The sequence below is a fragment of the Mucilaginibacter achroorhodeus genome, from assembly GCF_007846095.1.
Classification (GTDB): Bacteria; Bacteroidota; Bacteroidia; order Sphingobacteriales; family Sphingobacteriaceae; genus Mucilaginibacter; species Mucilaginibacter achroorhodeus.
On sequence record NZ_VOEI01000002.1, the window covers coordinates 129,478 to 146,162 of the forward strand.

A 16,685-nucleotide genomic window follows, 5' to 3' on the forward strand; every position below is an offset into this window, starting at 1 on the left:
TTTGTTTAGTTAAATCCTAATGATGTTGCCGTAAGGTTAATCACCTTGCCTATTCTGTTGATATCATCAATCAGCACCGGGTCTGTTGCTAACTGAGCTGTACCATCAGCAAATGTTATTACCGTGTAGTAAATGGCCGACCAGTTGCTTAGATAATTAGCTACAGGTAGAATAAAAGAGATATGATTGATAACCCCGTCTTCGGTGATGCTCTTTGTTGCTGACGTAAGCACGTTGGCTGGATCTGTATCGCCGGATCTGGTAATGCTTATGTAAAAATCTATCTGCTTAATGTTGTGCTTGGCAAATAAGCCGGTATTGTTTGTTACAATAATGCTGTCATCAACCTCGTCGGCGTTAAAACGGAGCTCTTTAAGCACCTGCTTTACATAGCCTTCATCAGCTTTATAGGCATAGTTAAGATCGCTAACATTGCTGATAGCCGCGCCAAAATCTAATGATGAAGTGGCTACTGTATTGTTACCGCGTATGAGCGCGGGAGGGGTAACATCTGTAGTTGCCCCACTATTGCTGTAGCTGTTTATGGCAACATCATATAAACTATTGTTCGATAGATATTTAGTATCATCCGCCACATTTACGCTGTAACTCAAAGCATCGCCTGTAACAGCAAACAGCGAGAGTTTAACTGCCGATTGCACAACAATATCTGCAGGGGTATCAACTTTCCACACAAATTTGTCTACAATGCCGCCGGCTGTTGATTTTAACAATCCTGCTAAAGTTGCAGCTGTACCATCATGGATAGGCACTTGTTTAAATTCAATATGGAATAAGTTTAAGCTATTGGCCTTGCTGGTAGTTGCACCCAGGTATACTGCCTCGGCCACCGGGATGTTGTGCCCGTTAAATAATTGCTGGCTCTGCGCAGCATCTAAAACCTGCGGATATTCTATGTAGATATCATTGACGGTTTTACCCAGGTTTTGGGGCAGGTTTTTTACTATCAGCTCCTTTATTTTACGAACCTGCCACGCCGATAAATTGGGCGCAACATTGAACTTAAAGTTGGCGGTTGATTTGCCAACGCCATCCGCATCATTGAGATCTATAGTTGTATTCAGATATGCCGATGGTACAAGCTGTTTGGTATCGGATGGATCTTCTAAAACAATAAGGTATTGCTCGGGCACAATAAGGTAGTTGTTATTGAGCTGATTGCGGTAGATGGCGTTTATACCATAATGTTCGTCTGACAACGAGCCCGTTAAGATAGAAAATTGCGCATACGCATGTTTACTTGTTATACTGGTGTCAAAGGGTGGGTTACATCCAAAAACTGTCTGGCTATCGCCATCTACAACAACATAATTATTGGGATAAGTTGCGCAATCGAAACTCACAGGTATAATTGTAATGTAAGGTACATTATCTACTTGCTCGTACTTTGGCGCATCATCTTGTGGTACTTCTTCCGGTGCAGTTTCAGGCACCTCAGTGATCTGTGGGTCTTCAACCGGTGGGGGTTCTTCGGGAGGATTTTCCGGCGCGACGTAGGGATCTGGAAGATCAGTATTCTCAGACACCTCGTCAACCCCAAGGGTTCTGAAAATGCGGCGATTTACGGAAAAGGCGGGCTGAACCTCAAGCGGTTTTAAACGTTGGCTAAAAGCCACAGCTTGGTTTAGCTTAACAAAATTGCGAAACTTGATCAGTTTCTGCGGTTCTTGTTTTTTTCTGAAACCCCAGTAAGTACCCTGGATAACAAGTGAACAAAAAGGTAGTGATGTAGGGTCTGACAGGATCTTGTAGAGGTTAGTTAAAACGCCAAGATCATCTGCATTAAAAGTTAAGGTACAAACGGTGCCTGCCATGGCAACAACCGGCTGGTAAGTAAGCACCTGGCCATTAGCCAGTTTAAAATTTAAAACTGCCGTTATGTTGTTTAAGGGCAATACTTTGTCCCCTGCTATAGTAACATCCTGATCGGGGGCCGGCAGATTGGTATCCAGGTTAATAGTAATGGTCCCAGTGTAGTTATCAATGATATTGCCGGTGCTATCGCTTGTTTTGCCATTTTTTGTACACGCAAAACTAAAGCCACCTTGTAACGGGGCTTTTTTAGTGAAAGTAGGGAGCAACCACTGACTGTTGCCATGTACATCCTGAAACACCGTTGTAGAACCATCATCAATGATAGGCCCTGTAACAGCTACCTCTGCCGGCATAATGTAATTTACCAGCGGCACATCAGCAAATTCCTGAAACCGCATGCGGGTATTTAGCCTTGATATTGCAGCGGTAACCGTAGCAGTATCCGGCGGTGTCATTGCTATAGGTTGTACCCGGGTAAAAAGCGCCGGGTTAATTTTGTTGAACTTAATATTTGTCATTTTGCTATCCCTCAATTGATTAAGATGGTTACCAGGTGACTGGTAGTGTCATCCTTACTTACTTTAATTTCTATCGCCGACGAAAAAGAATCAGACAGGCCCAGTGCCTTTGCTTTTTGCAGATCAAGCTGTATCTCATATTTCACCAACACGGTATCGTTACTGTTACTGGCAAAAACTGTTTTTAATATGCTGCCGCTATTACCTGCCACCCATATCATAGGTTGCAGGGTTTGCTTATCGCTATTGAGTAAGGTGCCCGAGTTTTTAAAAGTTATATAGTTACTAATATCGGGGTAACCAGTTTGCATGACTATTTTGTCAATCAGTGTCCCGTCAAGAACAGCACTACTATCCTGCTTTATATATACCGATGCGGTAAATGATATTTTGCCAAAAACATCACCGCTTTGCTTTAGCCTAAGGTCAAGCCGGGCTATAACACCCGGAATGGATGGCCATTCCAGGTGTTGCTTGTTAGCCTCTTCTATTGTTTTTATCTGTGGCATTGCTTGGGTATTAAAAGTCTATGAGGTTCTCTGCTGCTTTTTTGAGCTTTTCTATTTGCTCTTTTAAATCAGCTGGAGGGAACGGTGTTTTTGCAATAAGCGGTACGCTGCCAGCCAATTCGATCTCGTCGCCGGTGTAGGTAACCGATGGGATGCCAGCTACACGGCTTTCTATGATCATAGTTACCTGGTAACTCCATTTTACAGCATCTTTAGGGTCTGCCGTCCAGGCTTCAAAAAATTGCGGGTTGGCAAGTGTGTCGGCAGTGAACCTTAATGTTACCGGGTCGCGATCTGGCCTTCTAAAGGTGATCATCATTTTGGTGCGGTCATCAAGCGTGGTATCCAGTTCAATGGGTCCAACACGTAAAGTACCCAGCACCTCGGCTTTTACTTCAATGCTGTGTTCGGTAGTTTTCTCTTCGCTGATCTTGAGCGTATGATCCGGCACTTCTACATTTGGTTTTTCCAGAAAACGGATCTCGCGTTTAATGTAGACTACGCTTTGCTGATCGGCAGGCAGGTTGTCCTGGCGCTCGAAATCAAATATGATAATGCGGTCTTTAAACTTGCGCGTCCACACGGCGGGTGCCAGCGTTGTGGATTTTTCTGCGCCCACACTATCCATAAACAAACCGGAGTTTTTGTATACGATGCCCCCTGTACTATCAGGATAACCTACCTGTAGTAATAGCTGATCTATCGGGTCTCCCCCGTTACCATTCTCGTCCGGCCAGAAAGCACGGGCAGATGCAATAACATGTATCTTGCGGAAGCCTTCGGCCAGGTGTACAGTATCAAAATATTTTGCCTCGTTTGCCGGATCGTCTTTTAAGGTCTCGTAAAAGCCCATCAGGTGGGCAGATATGGTGTTATCTTTTATGTACGTTTCATTGATCTCTTCCTGAAAATCCAGTTGCAGATGGGTCTCATTGTGCTCAAATTTCAGTGCAAAACTTACACCTATTGCGCCCGTATCAGCAGCTTTTGCGTTCTCTACCTTTGGCGGTTGCGGGTCAAAGATCACCTTTTGGGCAACTTCCATAAACTTATCGAAGGTTTTATCAACCTGGGCTTCGTACAATTTCTCGCGTTCGGGTGTCAGTACCTCGTTATCGATCGTGATCGATTTCTTGATGATACCTTTTTGCACAGCGCTGTTAAACGCAGCCTGGATCTCTCCTTTTACAAACAGGTAAGAGGCCTTCACATCTGCAGAAAAGTGGTTATAAATTGCGCTCCAATCGCCGTGGATAGATGCGTTGAAAGAGCCTGTATAAAATTTATGCTTTAATGTGTTGTGCACAAAAATGGGGCTTGATGCGCCATGGAAACCCGCTTCTAACAATTGCGCAGGGTACTGGCCCACCATAGCGGTGTAAGCGTTGTTACCCACCGGGTTAATGGTGCCCTTACCTTCGCCCTGCATTTTCCATAACCATGGGTTATCAGGTCTTTCTGTATTAGGGTCGGCAACATTTTCAGGTGATAGCGATGAAATAAAAACGTCGTTATCGATAATTGGCACAACACCGAGATCAACCAATTGGGTATCGCTGCCTGCTTTAAATAACCTATCGGCGCTGTACCTTGGGTTATCGGTAATGTTCTTTTTAAGCTCGGCAATCGTGTTAGTAATAACGCTATCAGGTATTTTTAATGTTGAGGTAAACGCCAATACACCACCTGCTACTTCAAGCTGCCCGGGCGAAGCCACCGCGATATTATCGTCGGCAGTTAAAACACCTGCAAATTTTGTAAAATGGAACATGTAATCGCCATTTTCAAAGCGGGCCATTCGGGGAGAATCTGGCAGGTACCAGAACTGCAGCGGCCTGCCCGCTGCCCGCAGCTGCTCGTTAAACAGATCGGGAAAAATGTTAAGCTGATAGGTATTTCCATCTTCGTCGTTTTTTACTACCAGCATTCTGTTTGCGCCATAGTAAGGTCCAATTGGCGTTCCTGTAAATTCGTAAGCCATGATCTTTATATTTTATGGGTAAGTATTTTTGTTTGATAACCTGCACGCTCTACCCGTGCAGGTTTATTTTATGAAAGGTTAGGCATCAAGCTCGTCCAGCTGTTTAGATTTTTGTTTGTATTCCGTTAAACGGTCAAGCAGATCATCCGGCATCTTGGGCAGGTTAATAGAGATACCGTTAGGGTAACTGCCAGACATAGGCACTTCATCGCCTTCGTAAATGATGGCATCAAGCGGGCCATAGCTTTTGTAAGTCACCTTCACTTTGTATGACCATTTCATTACCTGGCCGGCATCGGCTGTCCAAACCTCAAAAGAAGGTTTCTCTGTTGCATTGTCGGTAGTGAACATTATGGTTAAAGGCGAAAAGCCGTCTTTATTGAAAGTAACCTCAACCTGCATGTGTTTATTCAGATCTGCCGCCAGGTAAATAGGTGCTACCTTCAGGTGCCCTACCAGGTCTGCTTTGATCTCTACCTGTGTGTTGGTGGTTGTTTCTTCGGGTATTTCAACAGTGTTGTCGGCGTCTATTTTAACGCGCTCATCTTCTTTATAAGTGATGGTACGTTTAACCGAGATCTGGTTACGTTTATCGGCAGGTACATTATCATCTACTGCAAAATCAAATACGTATACCCTGTCTTTGTTATCTTTCGTCCAGATAGCCGGAGCAAAATCTTCAGAAAGTTTGCCAGCCAGGGTATCATAATATCTGCCCGAGTTACGGTACTGCACAACGCCGTTTGAATCGGGGTATCCTACTGATAGCAACAGCTTATCTAAAGGCTGCTCGCTGGTTTCAGTTGGCCAGTTAGCCCTGGAGGTTGCTATAACGTGGATCTTTTTAAAGGCATCGCCCATGTTCACAAAGCTGAAATACTCGTCTTTTGCCTTGGGGTCTTTGCTTAGCTCCTGGAAAAATCCGCGCATATTGCCGCTTACTACAGTAGTTTTAAAATAAGGGCCCTGTATAGTAGTGCTGTCTTCCATGTGGGCGGTATCGGCAGAAAAGTTTTTGTTAAGCGCATAGCTGTAACCGTTGTCGCTGTCTTTCCAGCTATAGGTGGTGCTGCTTGATCTTACCAAGCCAAACCATGATGACGACCTGTGCGACTGTATCTCCAACTGCTTTGATTTGGTATCGGCAGCCTCGGCAGGAGCCAATTGAACCGGCTGGCGATCGAAAATGAACTTTTTAACATTTTCCATTATCAGCGCTTTAGCCTGGTTGGCCATATCGTTATAAAGCTCTTTGTCCTTGTCGGTCAGTTCCGCATCGCCATAAGTAATAGTAGTTTTGCAAAACCCCGAAAGGTTATTTTCCTCAAACATGCTGTGAATGTTGCTTTGGGTCCAGTTGTCTTTATACTTGGTATTTTCGGTATAAGCGTTATGGATCTTCGAATAATCGGCAACAACCTTGATCTCTACAGACGGGATATAAAAGCGGAGTTTAAGTGCATTCTGCACGAATAACGGCCCGCTATCTCCTTTAAAGCCGGCTTCAACCAAGGCAGCAGGGAACTGACCCATCATTGCAGTACATGCATTTTTGCCGTTAGGATCAAGTGAACCTCTTCCGTCGCCCTGCATTTCCCAAAGCCATTTATCAGTATTATCCTGCGGCGTAGCAGGGTCATTAATTTCACCAAGCGTAGCGGTTGATATGGCCACTATGTTCTCTTCTACCGGTACAAAGCCTAATTCAAACGCAGGCGCATCAGGGTTTTTAAACATAAACAGCGGGTTGCTATTTAGGCTGGCATTCTTTTTTATTTGTTGGGCAATTTGGTCTTTAAGGCTGTCTATAACACCCGGCGGTAATTCCAACGTTGAGGTAAACGATACCATACCGCCTGCTACCTCTTCCTGACCTTTGGTGCCAATGTTGCTGTCTTCAGTTAACACACCTGAAAACTTTGTAAAGTGAAACTGGTATTTGCCATCATCATTCCTGGCCATCCGTACGGAGTTTGGCATAATATAGAAATGCATAGGTTTACCTGAGTTTTTTAAATCATCATTACAGATATCGGGGAAGATTTGTAAAGTATAGGTTTCGCCTGCATCTGAGTAAGTTACCTGAACGGTATTTACGCCCCAAAGAGGGCCTTTTGCCGAGCCATTAAATTCTACATACATGGTAAAAAAGATTAGTGGTTATTAATTTTTTGATTGAATGTTTGTGCGATAAGTATGAGCCTACAGCGGCGGGTTTGCCTCATAGTTGGTTGCCCCTATTTGCACATGATAGTGGTTAGCATGTGCTTTTCTAAGCGATGCATCGGGGTGGTCCGGGTGGCAAATAAAGGACGAGACCGTAGGTCGATTGTATTCAAGCATCCTGTCGGCTTGTTCGCTGTCGCTCAGCAGGTCGTCCTGGTTTTGTGATTTATCCTGGCAGTGCTGCATGGCGTAGCCATAATAGTCGCGGGCCAGGTTATAAATAAGCCCGTCGCTTTCCTGTAACCTGAAACAGGTTTTGCCGCCGCTGGTAACCTCGGGCTTTTTGCCCCAATCGTTCAGGATATTAAGCGTAAATGTTGAACCGTCTGACAAAGTGCCTGCAAGACCACCGAAATCAATTGCCCTGCCGGTATTATGGCAATCAAAAAGATGGTTTGGATTACCATGGCCAATGCCAATGTGATGCACTTCGGTGACGGTACAGTTGTTATTTGGCCCCCAAAAATCCCTGAACCAGGCGGTCATTTTGTAAAGGAACACTATCATACGTGGATCGATGTTGTCCATAAACCCTATCACCTTGGCGGTAGTGCCGGTTAAGTATTTAAACTGAATGCCGTTTACCACATCAGGCTTAATGCGATAAGCACGCACAACCGCTTTTGTTTCGCCATTGCCGCTTATCACGGTAGTAACGTTGGTTTGATTAACAGCCCCGCCATTTATCTGCAACTGTGCATCTGGTTCGTTTATTAAATGATCGACTATTTGTAATGCCTGCCCAACAGTAATTTTGCGGGTTGGATAATCGTTACTTAACCAGGTATCAATTTCAGATGGTTCAGTCGGCGTCTCTTCTTCAGTATTATTGCTTTCTTCCGCTGTCGTATTCTCCTCTTCAGTGGTGTTATTTTCCTCTTCGGATTTATTTTCCTCTTCAGTAGTGTTATTTCCTTCTTCTGGTGTATTAGAGCTATTATCGTAATAAGCTTCTATAGCACCGTCAATAGTTGTCCAGGTTATTACACCATTTACAAATTCACTTTTACGGCCGATGGTTGCATTGTCGGTTGTGTCATCCTGCTCATCGCTCAACGGGTAGCCCAAAGAACTTTGCTCTGCACCAAGGTCAATGTAACGCGCCAGTATGTCGCCGTTTACCTCAAAAGCGCCGTAATCAGGGTGGTAGTAAATGGTACCAACATCATAAGACCGGCTGGAGCCAACGCCATCAGCTAATAGTATTTCATCGGTTGTTGCCGCTCCAAGATCCACTCCCTGCGAGAACAGATCATCGTATTTTTCATCAATTGCAGACATAGTAAAAAGTATTTATCTTTAGTTAATTATTTTCATTATCGCTTATCATTCTCATAAGCGAACAATCCAAAGTTGAGGCAAATTCAATTGGAGGTAAACAGTACGTATACTGAAAGTTATGCGTATAACTACGGAGATATTTTGCGTATAACTACGCAATGGCGCTGCTGATTCTTTATCTATTTTTGTTTGGTATAATTAACTATAGATAAATCGTACAAATAAACCCGTAACCCACATAAGCTAATCATATGATCACTTTTAAATCTTCTATTAACCTGCTGGTGCAGGGAGTTTTAACTGCTACTTTGTTCACCGCCTGCCAGGAAAAAAACCACGGTAACGGAAAAATACCTTATGACCAGAGGAACGCGCAACGGCATGTTATATCTGTTAGCAAAGCAGAAGAATTAACTACACGTTACAGACAAGGGAAAAATGAGTTAATGAGGCAACTCAGAAGCCCCGATTATCTTGACAAAAGCTTTAGCATGCCCGACGCGGAGATGTTTAACCGCGACGCGATTGCATTACTGCTAAACCAAAAAGGAGCAAAAGGTATGCGTATTTATGTGGGGCAGGATGATAAAGGCCTTATCCGCTTTGTATTAGTAGGCGTTGACGCAAAGGGCGAAGATATATTAGGTAAACGCGATACTTTGGCAGCAACAGCCGCATACTCCGCTGCATCTTCAGGTTCCTCGCCTATAATATTGGAAGTGGGCCAGCGATGCCCTACATTATGCAGTACCCTAAGCCGGAAATAATAAGCTTGCTTAGCATGAAAACTGTATTTACCTTTCTTTTAAGCGAGTCTATTTTGCTGCCTATTATAGTGGGGTTACTTGCAATAAAAAAGATAAAGGATTGCTGGCTGCCATTTTTTTGTGTGCTACTGCTGTCATTTGCGGCAGAGTTGCTTAGTTATTACGACATTGAATATTTAAGGACCAGCAATGCTGTTGTAATTAACACCTACAGTTTGTGTGAATGCTGTTTAATAATCTACCAACTCTATATCTTAAATAACAGGCGCTCGCCTGTTATTTTCTTTGGGCTGATGGCTTTGTGTACCGCATTTTGGCTCACCGAAAATATAGCTTTTAAAAATCTCAATAATTTCAGTCCATATTTTAGAGTATTCTACGCTTTCCTGATTGTTTTACTAAGCATAAATTTGATAAACCGTTCCATGGTAGATCAGCGGAACAGCTTATTAAAAAATCCTGTTTTTGTGCTATCCCTATCATTTATCATTTTCTTTATTTATCAAATAATTTATGAGGCATCTTTTTTCATAGGATCAGATAAATCCATGGTTGCCAATAAGATAATTGTTTTATTTGCATATGTAAATGCTATTACTAACATAATGTATGCCTGCACAATAGGGCTTATTGCCAGGTATAATTACATTGCTTGCCGTAACAAGAAATATAACTTTCGCAGTTATTAATGGAGGATAAATTATTTTATACCGTTGTTAGTACTTCGGTTATCATTGCGCTTATCATTATGTTCTTTGTGATATCGGTTATCAGATATCACAGGCGTTACATACGCTTGCAAAAAGATATGATACGCGCGGAAATAACCATGCAGGAACTGGAACGTAAACGCATTGCAAACGACTTGCACGATAGCCTTGGCCCATTGCTTTCATCGGTTAAGTTATACATGCAAAGTATTGAGAACATCAGTGCCGACAACAGGGCATTGCTCAATATAGCAAACTCGCATATCGATGAAACAATTACCGGGTTAAGGCAGATCTCTTATAATCTCTCGCCCGAAAGCCTAAGCAGGAACGGTTTGGTCAAAGCAATTGAAGAATATCTTTTCAGGATAAATAGTTCGAAGGTTATAGAGATTGATTTTGATGCTAAAAAAGACATCAAATTACCCGAAAATATCGAGATCCACTTGTTTCGTATCATCCAGGAAGTAGTTAATAATACCATGAAACATGCGCAAGCCACAAGTTTACGGTTAATTATAGCTGTTGTGGGCAATCAAGTTACCGTAATGTCAATTGACAACGGCATTGGCTTTAACCCTAACGAAATGGGAAAGATGGCAAGAGGATTAGGCTTAAGCAGTATCAGGAGCAGATGCGAGATCTTGAATGCCAGTCTAACAATCACATCAGCCATAGATCAGGGCTGCAATTATGTAATAAAAGTACCTCTTTCTTAGGTTTTTATCTTTTAAATTTTTTAATTTTAGCTTAATTTAAAGATACGCTTTAAGTAAATAGAAAAAATCATGCATCACAACATTGATATTGTAATAGCAGATGATCATGAAATTTTTTTGGATGGGCTATCTTTAATGTTATCCCGCCAGCATGGTTTCAAAGTAGTTGGCCGTGCAAGTAATGGAGCGCAATTATTAGACATAGTAAATAAGGCAAAACCAGATGTTGTTTTAACAGATATTAAAATGCCGGTTTTAGATGGTATAGCAAGCACCAGACAGATGTTACAAACATGGCCTGATCTTAAGGTGATAGCACTATCTATGTTTGACGAAGAGAACCTGATCGTAGAAATGCTTGAAGCAGGCGCAAAAGGCTATCTGCTAAAAAACGCACACAAAAACGAAATAGCTGAAGCAGTAACAAGTGTTTACGAAGGTAAAAATTATTACTGTGCCAAAACGTCAAGCGCCCTTGCAGGCATGATCGTGCGCAGTAAATTTAAATCAACAACCTCAGATCCTATCATTGAACTAAGCGAACGAGAAAGAACCATTATACAAATGATCTGTTGCCAGCGAACCGCACAGGAAATAGCCGATACTGTATATTTAAGCAAACGAACAGTTGAGGGTTGTAGAATTAAGATTTTTGAAAAAGTAAAAGTTAAAAATTTAGGTGGGCTTATCATATTTGCACTGAAACATAAACTGGTGCACGAGAACGAACTGATTTAATATAGAAAACAAAAAAGCCGCTAAATCATACGAGTTAGCGGCTTTTTATTTGTAGCATGTTTCTCAGCGGTGAGGGAAGGATTCGAACCGCCTCTCGCAATAAACTATAAATCAATTATTTATAAACACCGAAAAAATCTGCAACCACGAATGTTACACTGTTTTAATGCACCTATCTATGCACCGTTCATCGCCTAATATACAAAATATGTGCAGATTCAATAAACTTAAATGTGCATTTCTCGAAGCCTGTGTATATTGAATAAAACAGGCATTGACATTCTTGTTAATAAAGTTTCAATCGAATTTAAGCCAAGGTTATCATTAAATTCATCTACGTTACAACTGCTATTTCGATGTTTATAAATTGTACTTATTAAAGCGACGTACTAACGCTTTCTAACTTTTAATCATCTTTTGCATAATAATGTGTTTTGTTGATACAAATGTAAGGGTCGGAAGAGACGAATGTTAGTTGCAGACGTTCAGTTGTTATCGCAAGACAATCAACTGCTTCTGAGAATAACCGCTGTCCTTTACTGAACTTTAGGTCCACATATAAATGGCCTATGGTTTAATTATTTGATATTGTTCGGAATCATTTATATGGAATATAGGCAACCACTTAAAATGAATTGTAAATCAAAGATTGCCAGTGTAATTTCCAGTTGAATTGGCACAATAGAGGTGTAAGATTGTGTATCGTTGTCTATTATATATAACTGACCAATGATGTATTAAACCTCATTTACTTCCATTATGTTTAGGGGAATTTGAAAGTTATGATTTCGAAAACAGTAGGCGCTGGGTCAAAAAGCTAATTCATTATTATCGCGAAATGGCGTGGAATTAGCTATTGTAAATTAGTTTGAAGCCATAAATCATTTCGATAGAAATAAAATTTTAAATTATCTTCCATGCATTTTGACTTTTTTCACTTGTTGATGGTCGGTTTTGTATAAAAAAAAGTCCTAAATTGCTAATACCTCAATTTTTACATCTACTAATTTTAGTTCATCCGTATCTGTAACGGTAACTGCTATTTATAAAGCACCTAAATTGAGGAATGATGTACTGTAGAGTTATGGCTATTTGCGCGTTGTATGCGTGCTTTTTTCTAAACAATTGTTTCGGCCAACCCACAACTACCAGCCAGGTTTGGGGTAACTGGACCAAATGGGGCGACCAGGGGAACGGCACCTACCGCAACCCTGTTTTACCTGGCGATTACAGCGACGTGGACTGCATACGCGTAGGTACTGAATATTACGCTGTTTCATCTACCTTTCAATATTCTCCGGGTTTTGTTATTCTAAATTCAAAGGACCTGGTAAACTGGAAGATCCTGGGCCATGCGGTTAACGATATCGCATCCATATCTCCGGCCATGACCTGTGAACAAATGGACCGATACGGCAAAGGTATCTGGGCCGGAGCTATACGATATCATAACAATCGTTTTTGGGTATATTTTGGCGACCCTGATGAGGGTTATTTCATGACATCCGCCGAAAAAGCCGAAGGACCCTGGGCGCCTTTGACACGCGTATTGGCAGAAAAAGGTTGGGATGATTGCTGCCCTTTCTGGGACGAAGACGGCCAGGCATACCTCATCGGGACGCATTTTGCAGATGGATACAAGATACAATTGTTTAAAATGAGTGCTGATGGCAAATCGCTTATAAAGGGTTCTGATAAAGTTATTTACCAATCAGATGGCAGCGAGGCTAATAAACTTTACAAGATAAAAGGCTACTATTATCATTTGTTCAGCGAGGTTAGGAATAATGTACGCGTGCTAATGATGGAGCGTGCTAAAAACATATGGGGACCTTACGAAGGCCCAAGGCAACTTAGTGAAGGCCAACCGCAATATAATGAACCTAACCAGGGTGGTTTGGTAGAAACCCGATCAGGGCACTGGTATTTTTTAACGCACCATGGATCCGGAGATTGGTCTGGCCGTATCTTGAGTTTACTACCGGTAACCTGGCTTGATGGCTGGCCGGTGATAGGCCAACCCAACCAGGCAGCTATTGGTGAAATGGTTTGGGAAGCCAAAAAACCAGTAGCGGGCCAACCAAGGGTAACTCCGCAAAGCAGTGATGAGTTTGCAGGCGCTTCAATTAAACCGCAATGGGAGTGGAATTATCAGCCGAAGCAAGATAAGTGGTCGTTAACAGAGCGAAAAGGCTGGTTAAGGTTACATGCTTTTACGCCGCTAAAAGATGATCTGCTTTATGCAGGCAACACGCTAACCCAGCGTACATACCGCACAACCAGCAATGAAGTAACCGTAAAAATAGATATCAGCGGAATGGCTGATGGGCAAAAAGCAGGCTTATCTCATTTTGGCGCGCCATATTATTCAACCTTAGGTGTGATATGCACCGGTACAGAAAAGAAACTGACCTTTAGCACCAAAGATAAAACCACAGAAGGCCCTGTAATTAACGGCGAATATCTGTTGCTACGTTCTGTCTGGGGCTTAGATGGCTTAAGCACATATAGCTACAGCACCGACGGCAAAGATTTTAAAACCTTTGGTGAAAGCTACCAGCTAAGATGGGCCTCATACCGCGGCGACCGCTTAGCTATTTACTGCTACAACACCAAAGCTGATGGCGGTTACATAGATGTTGACTTTTTCCACTATAAATATACCAATTAAGTAAAAGCCCATTGCCCTGTTGATGAAACGATTGTTTACACTTATAATAGGCTGCATATTAGCTATCCCTACCCTTAATGCGCAATCATGGAGTGCCGATAACGGGAACGGAACCTACACCAATCCGCTTTTTTACGATGAATTTTCTGATCCGGACATCATCCGTGTAGGTAACGACTTTTACATGACGGGTACCACCATGCATAGCGTTCCGGGTTTGCCCGTGCTACACTCAAAGGACTTGGTGAACTGGCAAGTGGTTAGCTACGCGCTTACACGTTTTAACCTGGGGAAAGAGTTTGATCTGACTGATGGTAGAGAAGCTTACGGGCAAGGCATATGGGCACCTTGTATCCGGTACCATAAGGGTACTTTTTACGTTTTTTCTAACATAAACAAACATGGGCTGCAGGTTTTTACAGCAACAAATGCTGCCGGCCCATGGAAACAGCATAACCTTGGCCGCAATATTTACGACCTTTCCGTTTTGTTTGAGAACAATAAGCCTTACATCGTTTTTGGCGTTGGCGAGATAAAAATGATAGAGATGAAACCCGACCTAAGCGGTTTTATAGTTAACAGCGAAAAGGTAGTCATCCCTGAAGGTAACGCCTTGGGCGAGGGTAACCATTTTTACAAAATAAACGGCAAATATTATATAACCAATGCAGATGCAGGCCGCTTACAGTGCGCACGCGCTACAAATATCTACGGCCCTTATGAAACCACGGTAATAAGCGCTAAAGAAACCATGGGCACCGCTTTAGGCTGGTTTACAAAAGATGTTTGGCTTGATACCCCCTTGCCTTCCGACACAGATAAGCTAACCATTGTTAAACAGAACGACAGGGTATTCGGTTCGGTGCCCATGCACCAGGGCGGTATAGTAGACTTGCCAAACGGCGATTGGTGGGGATTCTCCATGATGGATTTTCGGTCGGTAGGCAGAACAACGTTTCTATCGCCGGTTACCTGGAAAAATGGCTGGCCTTTCTTTGGCATTGAGGGAAACCTGGGCCGATCGCCACGTACATGGTTTAAGCCTAAAGTAAGCATACCTGAGAAGCCTCACCCACCCTACCAGCGAAGCGATGATTTCAAATCGGGTAAATTGGCTTCGGCATGGCAATGGAACCATAACCCTGTCGACAGTAAATGGCAGCTAAAGGCAGGTTCGCTACAATTAAATACCATGCCGGCTAAAGATTTTCTTTGGGCCCGCAACACGCTTACGCAAAGAGGTATTGGCCCGGAATCATACGCAACAGTTCAACTAAATGCCAAAAACCTCAAAGACGGCGACGTTGCCGGCCTTGGTTTAATGAACATCCCATTCGCATGGGTAGGCGTGTTACGCGACGGAAATCGATACATGTTGCGCATGTTTGATCAGTATAAACAACAAACAATTGATAAGCCTTTAAACTCCCCTCTTGTGCATTTCCGTGCATTCGGGAATTTTGACGATGATATAGCACAGTTAAGTTACAGTGCAGATGGCAACGATTTCGAGAACATTGGTGATAGCATCCGCCTGCCCTATCAGCTAAAGACCTTCCAGGGAACCAGGTTCGCACTTTTTGCATACAACACCAAGGGGCAAGATGGTGGTTACGCAGCCTTTAGCCGCTTTACCGTTACCGAGCCCATGGCTGGCAGAACCAATAACCTGCCTATCGGTAAAACCATTATGCTTACCAACCGTGCTAATAACCGCATGGTTTGGGCCAATCCGCATGGGATGCTTTGCCCGGGGCAAACCTACAAACCCGGAAAAAAAATTGAAGCCTGCTCGTTTAAAGTGCTTGACCGTGGGAACGGAAAAGTTGCTTTACAGGCCGTTAAAGGAAACTGCTTTGTTACCGTAACCGGACTTGGCTTAGCTGCTGATGTGCGCTTGCTACCGCAAGAATCTGAGGCCAGTTTATTTGTTTGGCAGGATATGCTGCGAGGCCAATGTATGCTGCTATCGTTAAAAACAAACCGCTTTGTTGGCCTTGACCCTAACACGGGCGAAGTATATTCCGCGGATTGGCCAGGCACACTGCCAGGCCGTAAAGACGGTACCGTTTTTATGTGGCAACAAGTAAACTGAACTATTTAAATATGTTCTTGATCATTTTCTCATCGGCAAAAATCACCGATCCATATCGATTCGTTAGTCCGTGTTTTCCCATTTCAGCTAAAATATGCTTTAATTTTCTTGGATAGTTTTAATCGGGTCAGCAAGCTTGCTAACACGCTTTTAGAAAAATCCGACGTTCGAACTATAATAACTTTTGAGTATATCCCTTTGACAAATATTATAGCTGGTAAGCTTCAGAGAAACGAATATGGCTAACTGCATTAACAGCGAACTAACGTAAGGTAAGCGCGCTATTTGAATTTGATTACATCCACTTTGATGGTATAATCATCCGTAGTGTGTTGATTTACCTGTCGGTTGATCTCCGCAAAGATGACACCGTCCCCTCCTACTTCCTTTGTCTTTTCGATTGCTGATTCCCTGGTTTTATTTTGACTAGACGCTGAACTACCGGTGGCAATGTTCATATGACCAATGACTTCATACGACTGTTTGACGTCGGAGGCAGAATAAAAAGATTGAACATTCTTTGTTGCGGGATACTTAGATCCGAAGTAAGTTGGGGAATACATGGAACGAGCCGAAAGGCACAGGGTCAGGATTGATACAATAATGGAATGTGATAACTTCATAATTGATGGTA

At 42.8% G+C, this 16,685-nt stretch carries 11 protein-coding genes; 5 read left to right on the forward strand and 6 right to left on the reverse strand.

Annotation, left to right across the window (positions count from 1 at the left end):
- Window positions 1-5: 5 nt before the first annotated feature.
- From FPZ42_RS06555 to FPZ42_RS06575, 5 genes are all read right to left on the reverse strand, one after another.
- On the reverse strand, window positions 6-2,354 hold the full coding sequence (locus FPZ42_RS06555) for a hypothetical protein (RefSeq protein WP_146269700.1): 2,349 nt from the start codon (window positions 2,352-2,354) through the stop codon (window positions 6-8).
- 11 nt (window positions 2,355-2,365) lie between these two features.
- The gene (locus tag FPZ42_RS06560; RefSeq protein ID WP_146269701.1) at window positions 2,366-2,863 is read right to left on the reverse strand and encodes a hypothetical protein; all 498 of its coding nucleotides are present in this window, start codon (window positions 2,861-2,863) and stop codon (window positions 2,366-2,368) included.
- Window positions 2,864-2,873: 10 nt separating this feature from the next.
- On the reverse strand, window positions 2,874-4,844 hold the full coding sequence (locus tag FPZ42_RS06565) for a hypothetical protein (protein ID WP_146269702.1): 1,971 nt from the start codon (window positions 4,842-4,844) through the stop codon (window positions 2,874-2,876).
- 78 nt (window positions 4,845-4,922) lie between these two features.
- A complete protein-coding gene (locus tag FPZ42_RS06570; protein WP_146269703.1) occupies window positions 4,923-6,986 on the reverse strand; it encodes a hypothetical protein in 2,064 nt (687 codons plus the stop codon).
- A 60-nt stretch (window positions 6,987-7,046) separates the two neighbouring features.
- Entirely contained in the window at window positions 7,047-8,351 is a 1,305-nt protein-coding gene (locus FPZ42_RS06575) for an LGFP repeat-containing protein (protein WP_146269704.1), read from the reverse strand.
- A 251-nt stretch (window positions 8,352-8,602) separates the two neighbouring features.
- On the opposite strand from FPZ42_RS06575, the gene FPZ42_RS06580 reads away from it, so the two are divergent.
- From FPZ42_RS06580 to FPZ42_RS06600, 5 genes are all read left to right on the forward strand, one after another.
- Complete coding sequence (locus FPZ42_RS06580) at window positions 8,603-9,118, forward strand: hypothetical protein (protein WP_146269705.1); 516 nt, start codon at window positions 8,603-8,605, stop codon at window positions 9,116-9,118.
- Window positions 9,119-9,806: 688 nt separating this feature from the next.
- Window positions 9,807-10,547: a sensor histidine kinase gene (locus FPZ42_RS06585; RefSeq protein ID WP_146269706.1), complete on the forward strand. Its 741-nt coding sequence runs from the start codon at window positions 9,807-9,809 to the stop codon at window positions 10,545-10,547.
- A 69-nt stretch (window positions 10,548-10,616) separates the two neighbouring features.
- The gene (locus FPZ42_RS06590) at window positions 10,617-11,285 is read left to right on the forward strand and encodes a response regulator transcription factor (RefSeq protein ID WP_146269707.1); all 669 of its coding nucleotides are present in this window, start codon (window positions 10,617-10,619) and stop codon (window positions 11,283-11,285) included.
- A gap of 1,066 nt (window positions 11,286-12,351) precedes the next feature.
- The gene (locus FPZ42_RS06595) at window positions 12,352-13,956 is read left to right on the forward strand and encodes a glycoside hydrolase family 43 protein (RefSeq protein ID WP_222431547.1); all 1,605 of its coding nucleotides are present in this window, start codon (window positions 12,352-12,354) and stop codon (window positions 13,954-13,956) included.
- A gap of 22 nt (window positions 13,957-13,978) precedes the next feature.
- On the forward strand, window positions 13,979-16,051 hold the full coding sequence (locus FPZ42_RS06600; RefSeq protein WP_146269708.1) for a glycoside hydrolase family 43 protein: 2,073 nt from the start codon (window positions 13,979-13,981) through the stop codon (window positions 16,049-16,051).
- Window positions 16,052-16,332: 281 nt separating this feature from the next.
- Here FPZ42_RS06600 and FPZ42_RS06605 read toward each other — a convergent pair whose 3' ends face one another.
- A complete protein-coding gene (locus FPZ42_RS06605; RefSeq protein WP_146269709.1) occupies window positions 16,333-16,674 on the reverse strand; it encodes a hypothetical protein in 342 nt (113 codons plus the stop codon).
- Between the last annotated feature and the right edge of the window lie 11 nt (window positions 16,675-16,685).

What these genes read in the sequence shown, in the direction of transcription:
- FPZ42_RS06570 (WP_146269703.1), bottom strand. Translation starts at nt 6,986, where the DNA reads ATGTATGTAGAATTTAATGGCTCGGCAAAAGGCCCTCTTTGGGGCGTA.
- FPZ42_RS06585 (WP_146269706.1), top strand. Translation starts at nt 9,807, where the DNA reads ATGGAGGATAAATTATTTTATACCGTTGTTAGTACTTCGGTTATCATT.
- FPZ42_RS06555 (WP_146269700.1), bottom strand. Translation starts at nt 2,354, where the DNA reads ATGACAAATATTAAGTTCAACAAAATTAACCCGGCGCTTTTTACCCGG.
- FPZ42_RS06580 (WP_146269705.1), top strand. Translation starts at nt 8,603, where the DNA reads ATGATCACTTTTAAATCTTCTATTAACCTGCTGGTGCAGGGAGTTTTA.
- FPZ42_RS06595 (WP_222431547.1), top strand. Translation starts at nt 12,352, where the DNA reads ATGATGTACTGTAGAGTTATGGCTATTTGCGCGTTGTATGCGTGCTTT.
- FPZ42_RS06600 (WP_146269708.1), top strand. Translation starts at nt 13,979, where the DNA reads ATGAAACGATTGTTTACACTTATAATAGGCTGCATATTAGCTATCCCT.
- FPZ42_RS06565 (WP_146269702.1), bottom strand. Translation starts at nt 4,844, where the DNA reads ATGGCTTACGAATTTACAGGAACGCCAATTGGACCTTACTATGGCGCA.
- FPZ42_RS06605 (WP_146269709.1), bottom strand. Translation starts at nt 16,674, where the DNA reads ATGAAGTTATCACATTCCATTATTGTATCAATCCTGACCCTGTGCCTT.
- FPZ42_RS06590 (WP_146269707.1), top strand. Translation starts at nt 10,617, where the DNA reads ATGCATCACAACATTGATATTGTAATAGCAGATGATCATGAAATTTTT.
- FPZ42_RS06560 (WP_146269701.1), bottom strand. Translation starts at nt 2,863, where the DNA reads ATGCCACAGATAAAAACAATAGAAGAGGCTAACAAGCAACACCTGGAA.
- FPZ42_RS06575 (WP_146269704.1), bottom strand. Translation starts at nt 8,351, where the DNA reads ATGTCTGCAATTGATGAAAAATACGATGATCTGTTCTCGCAGGGAGTG.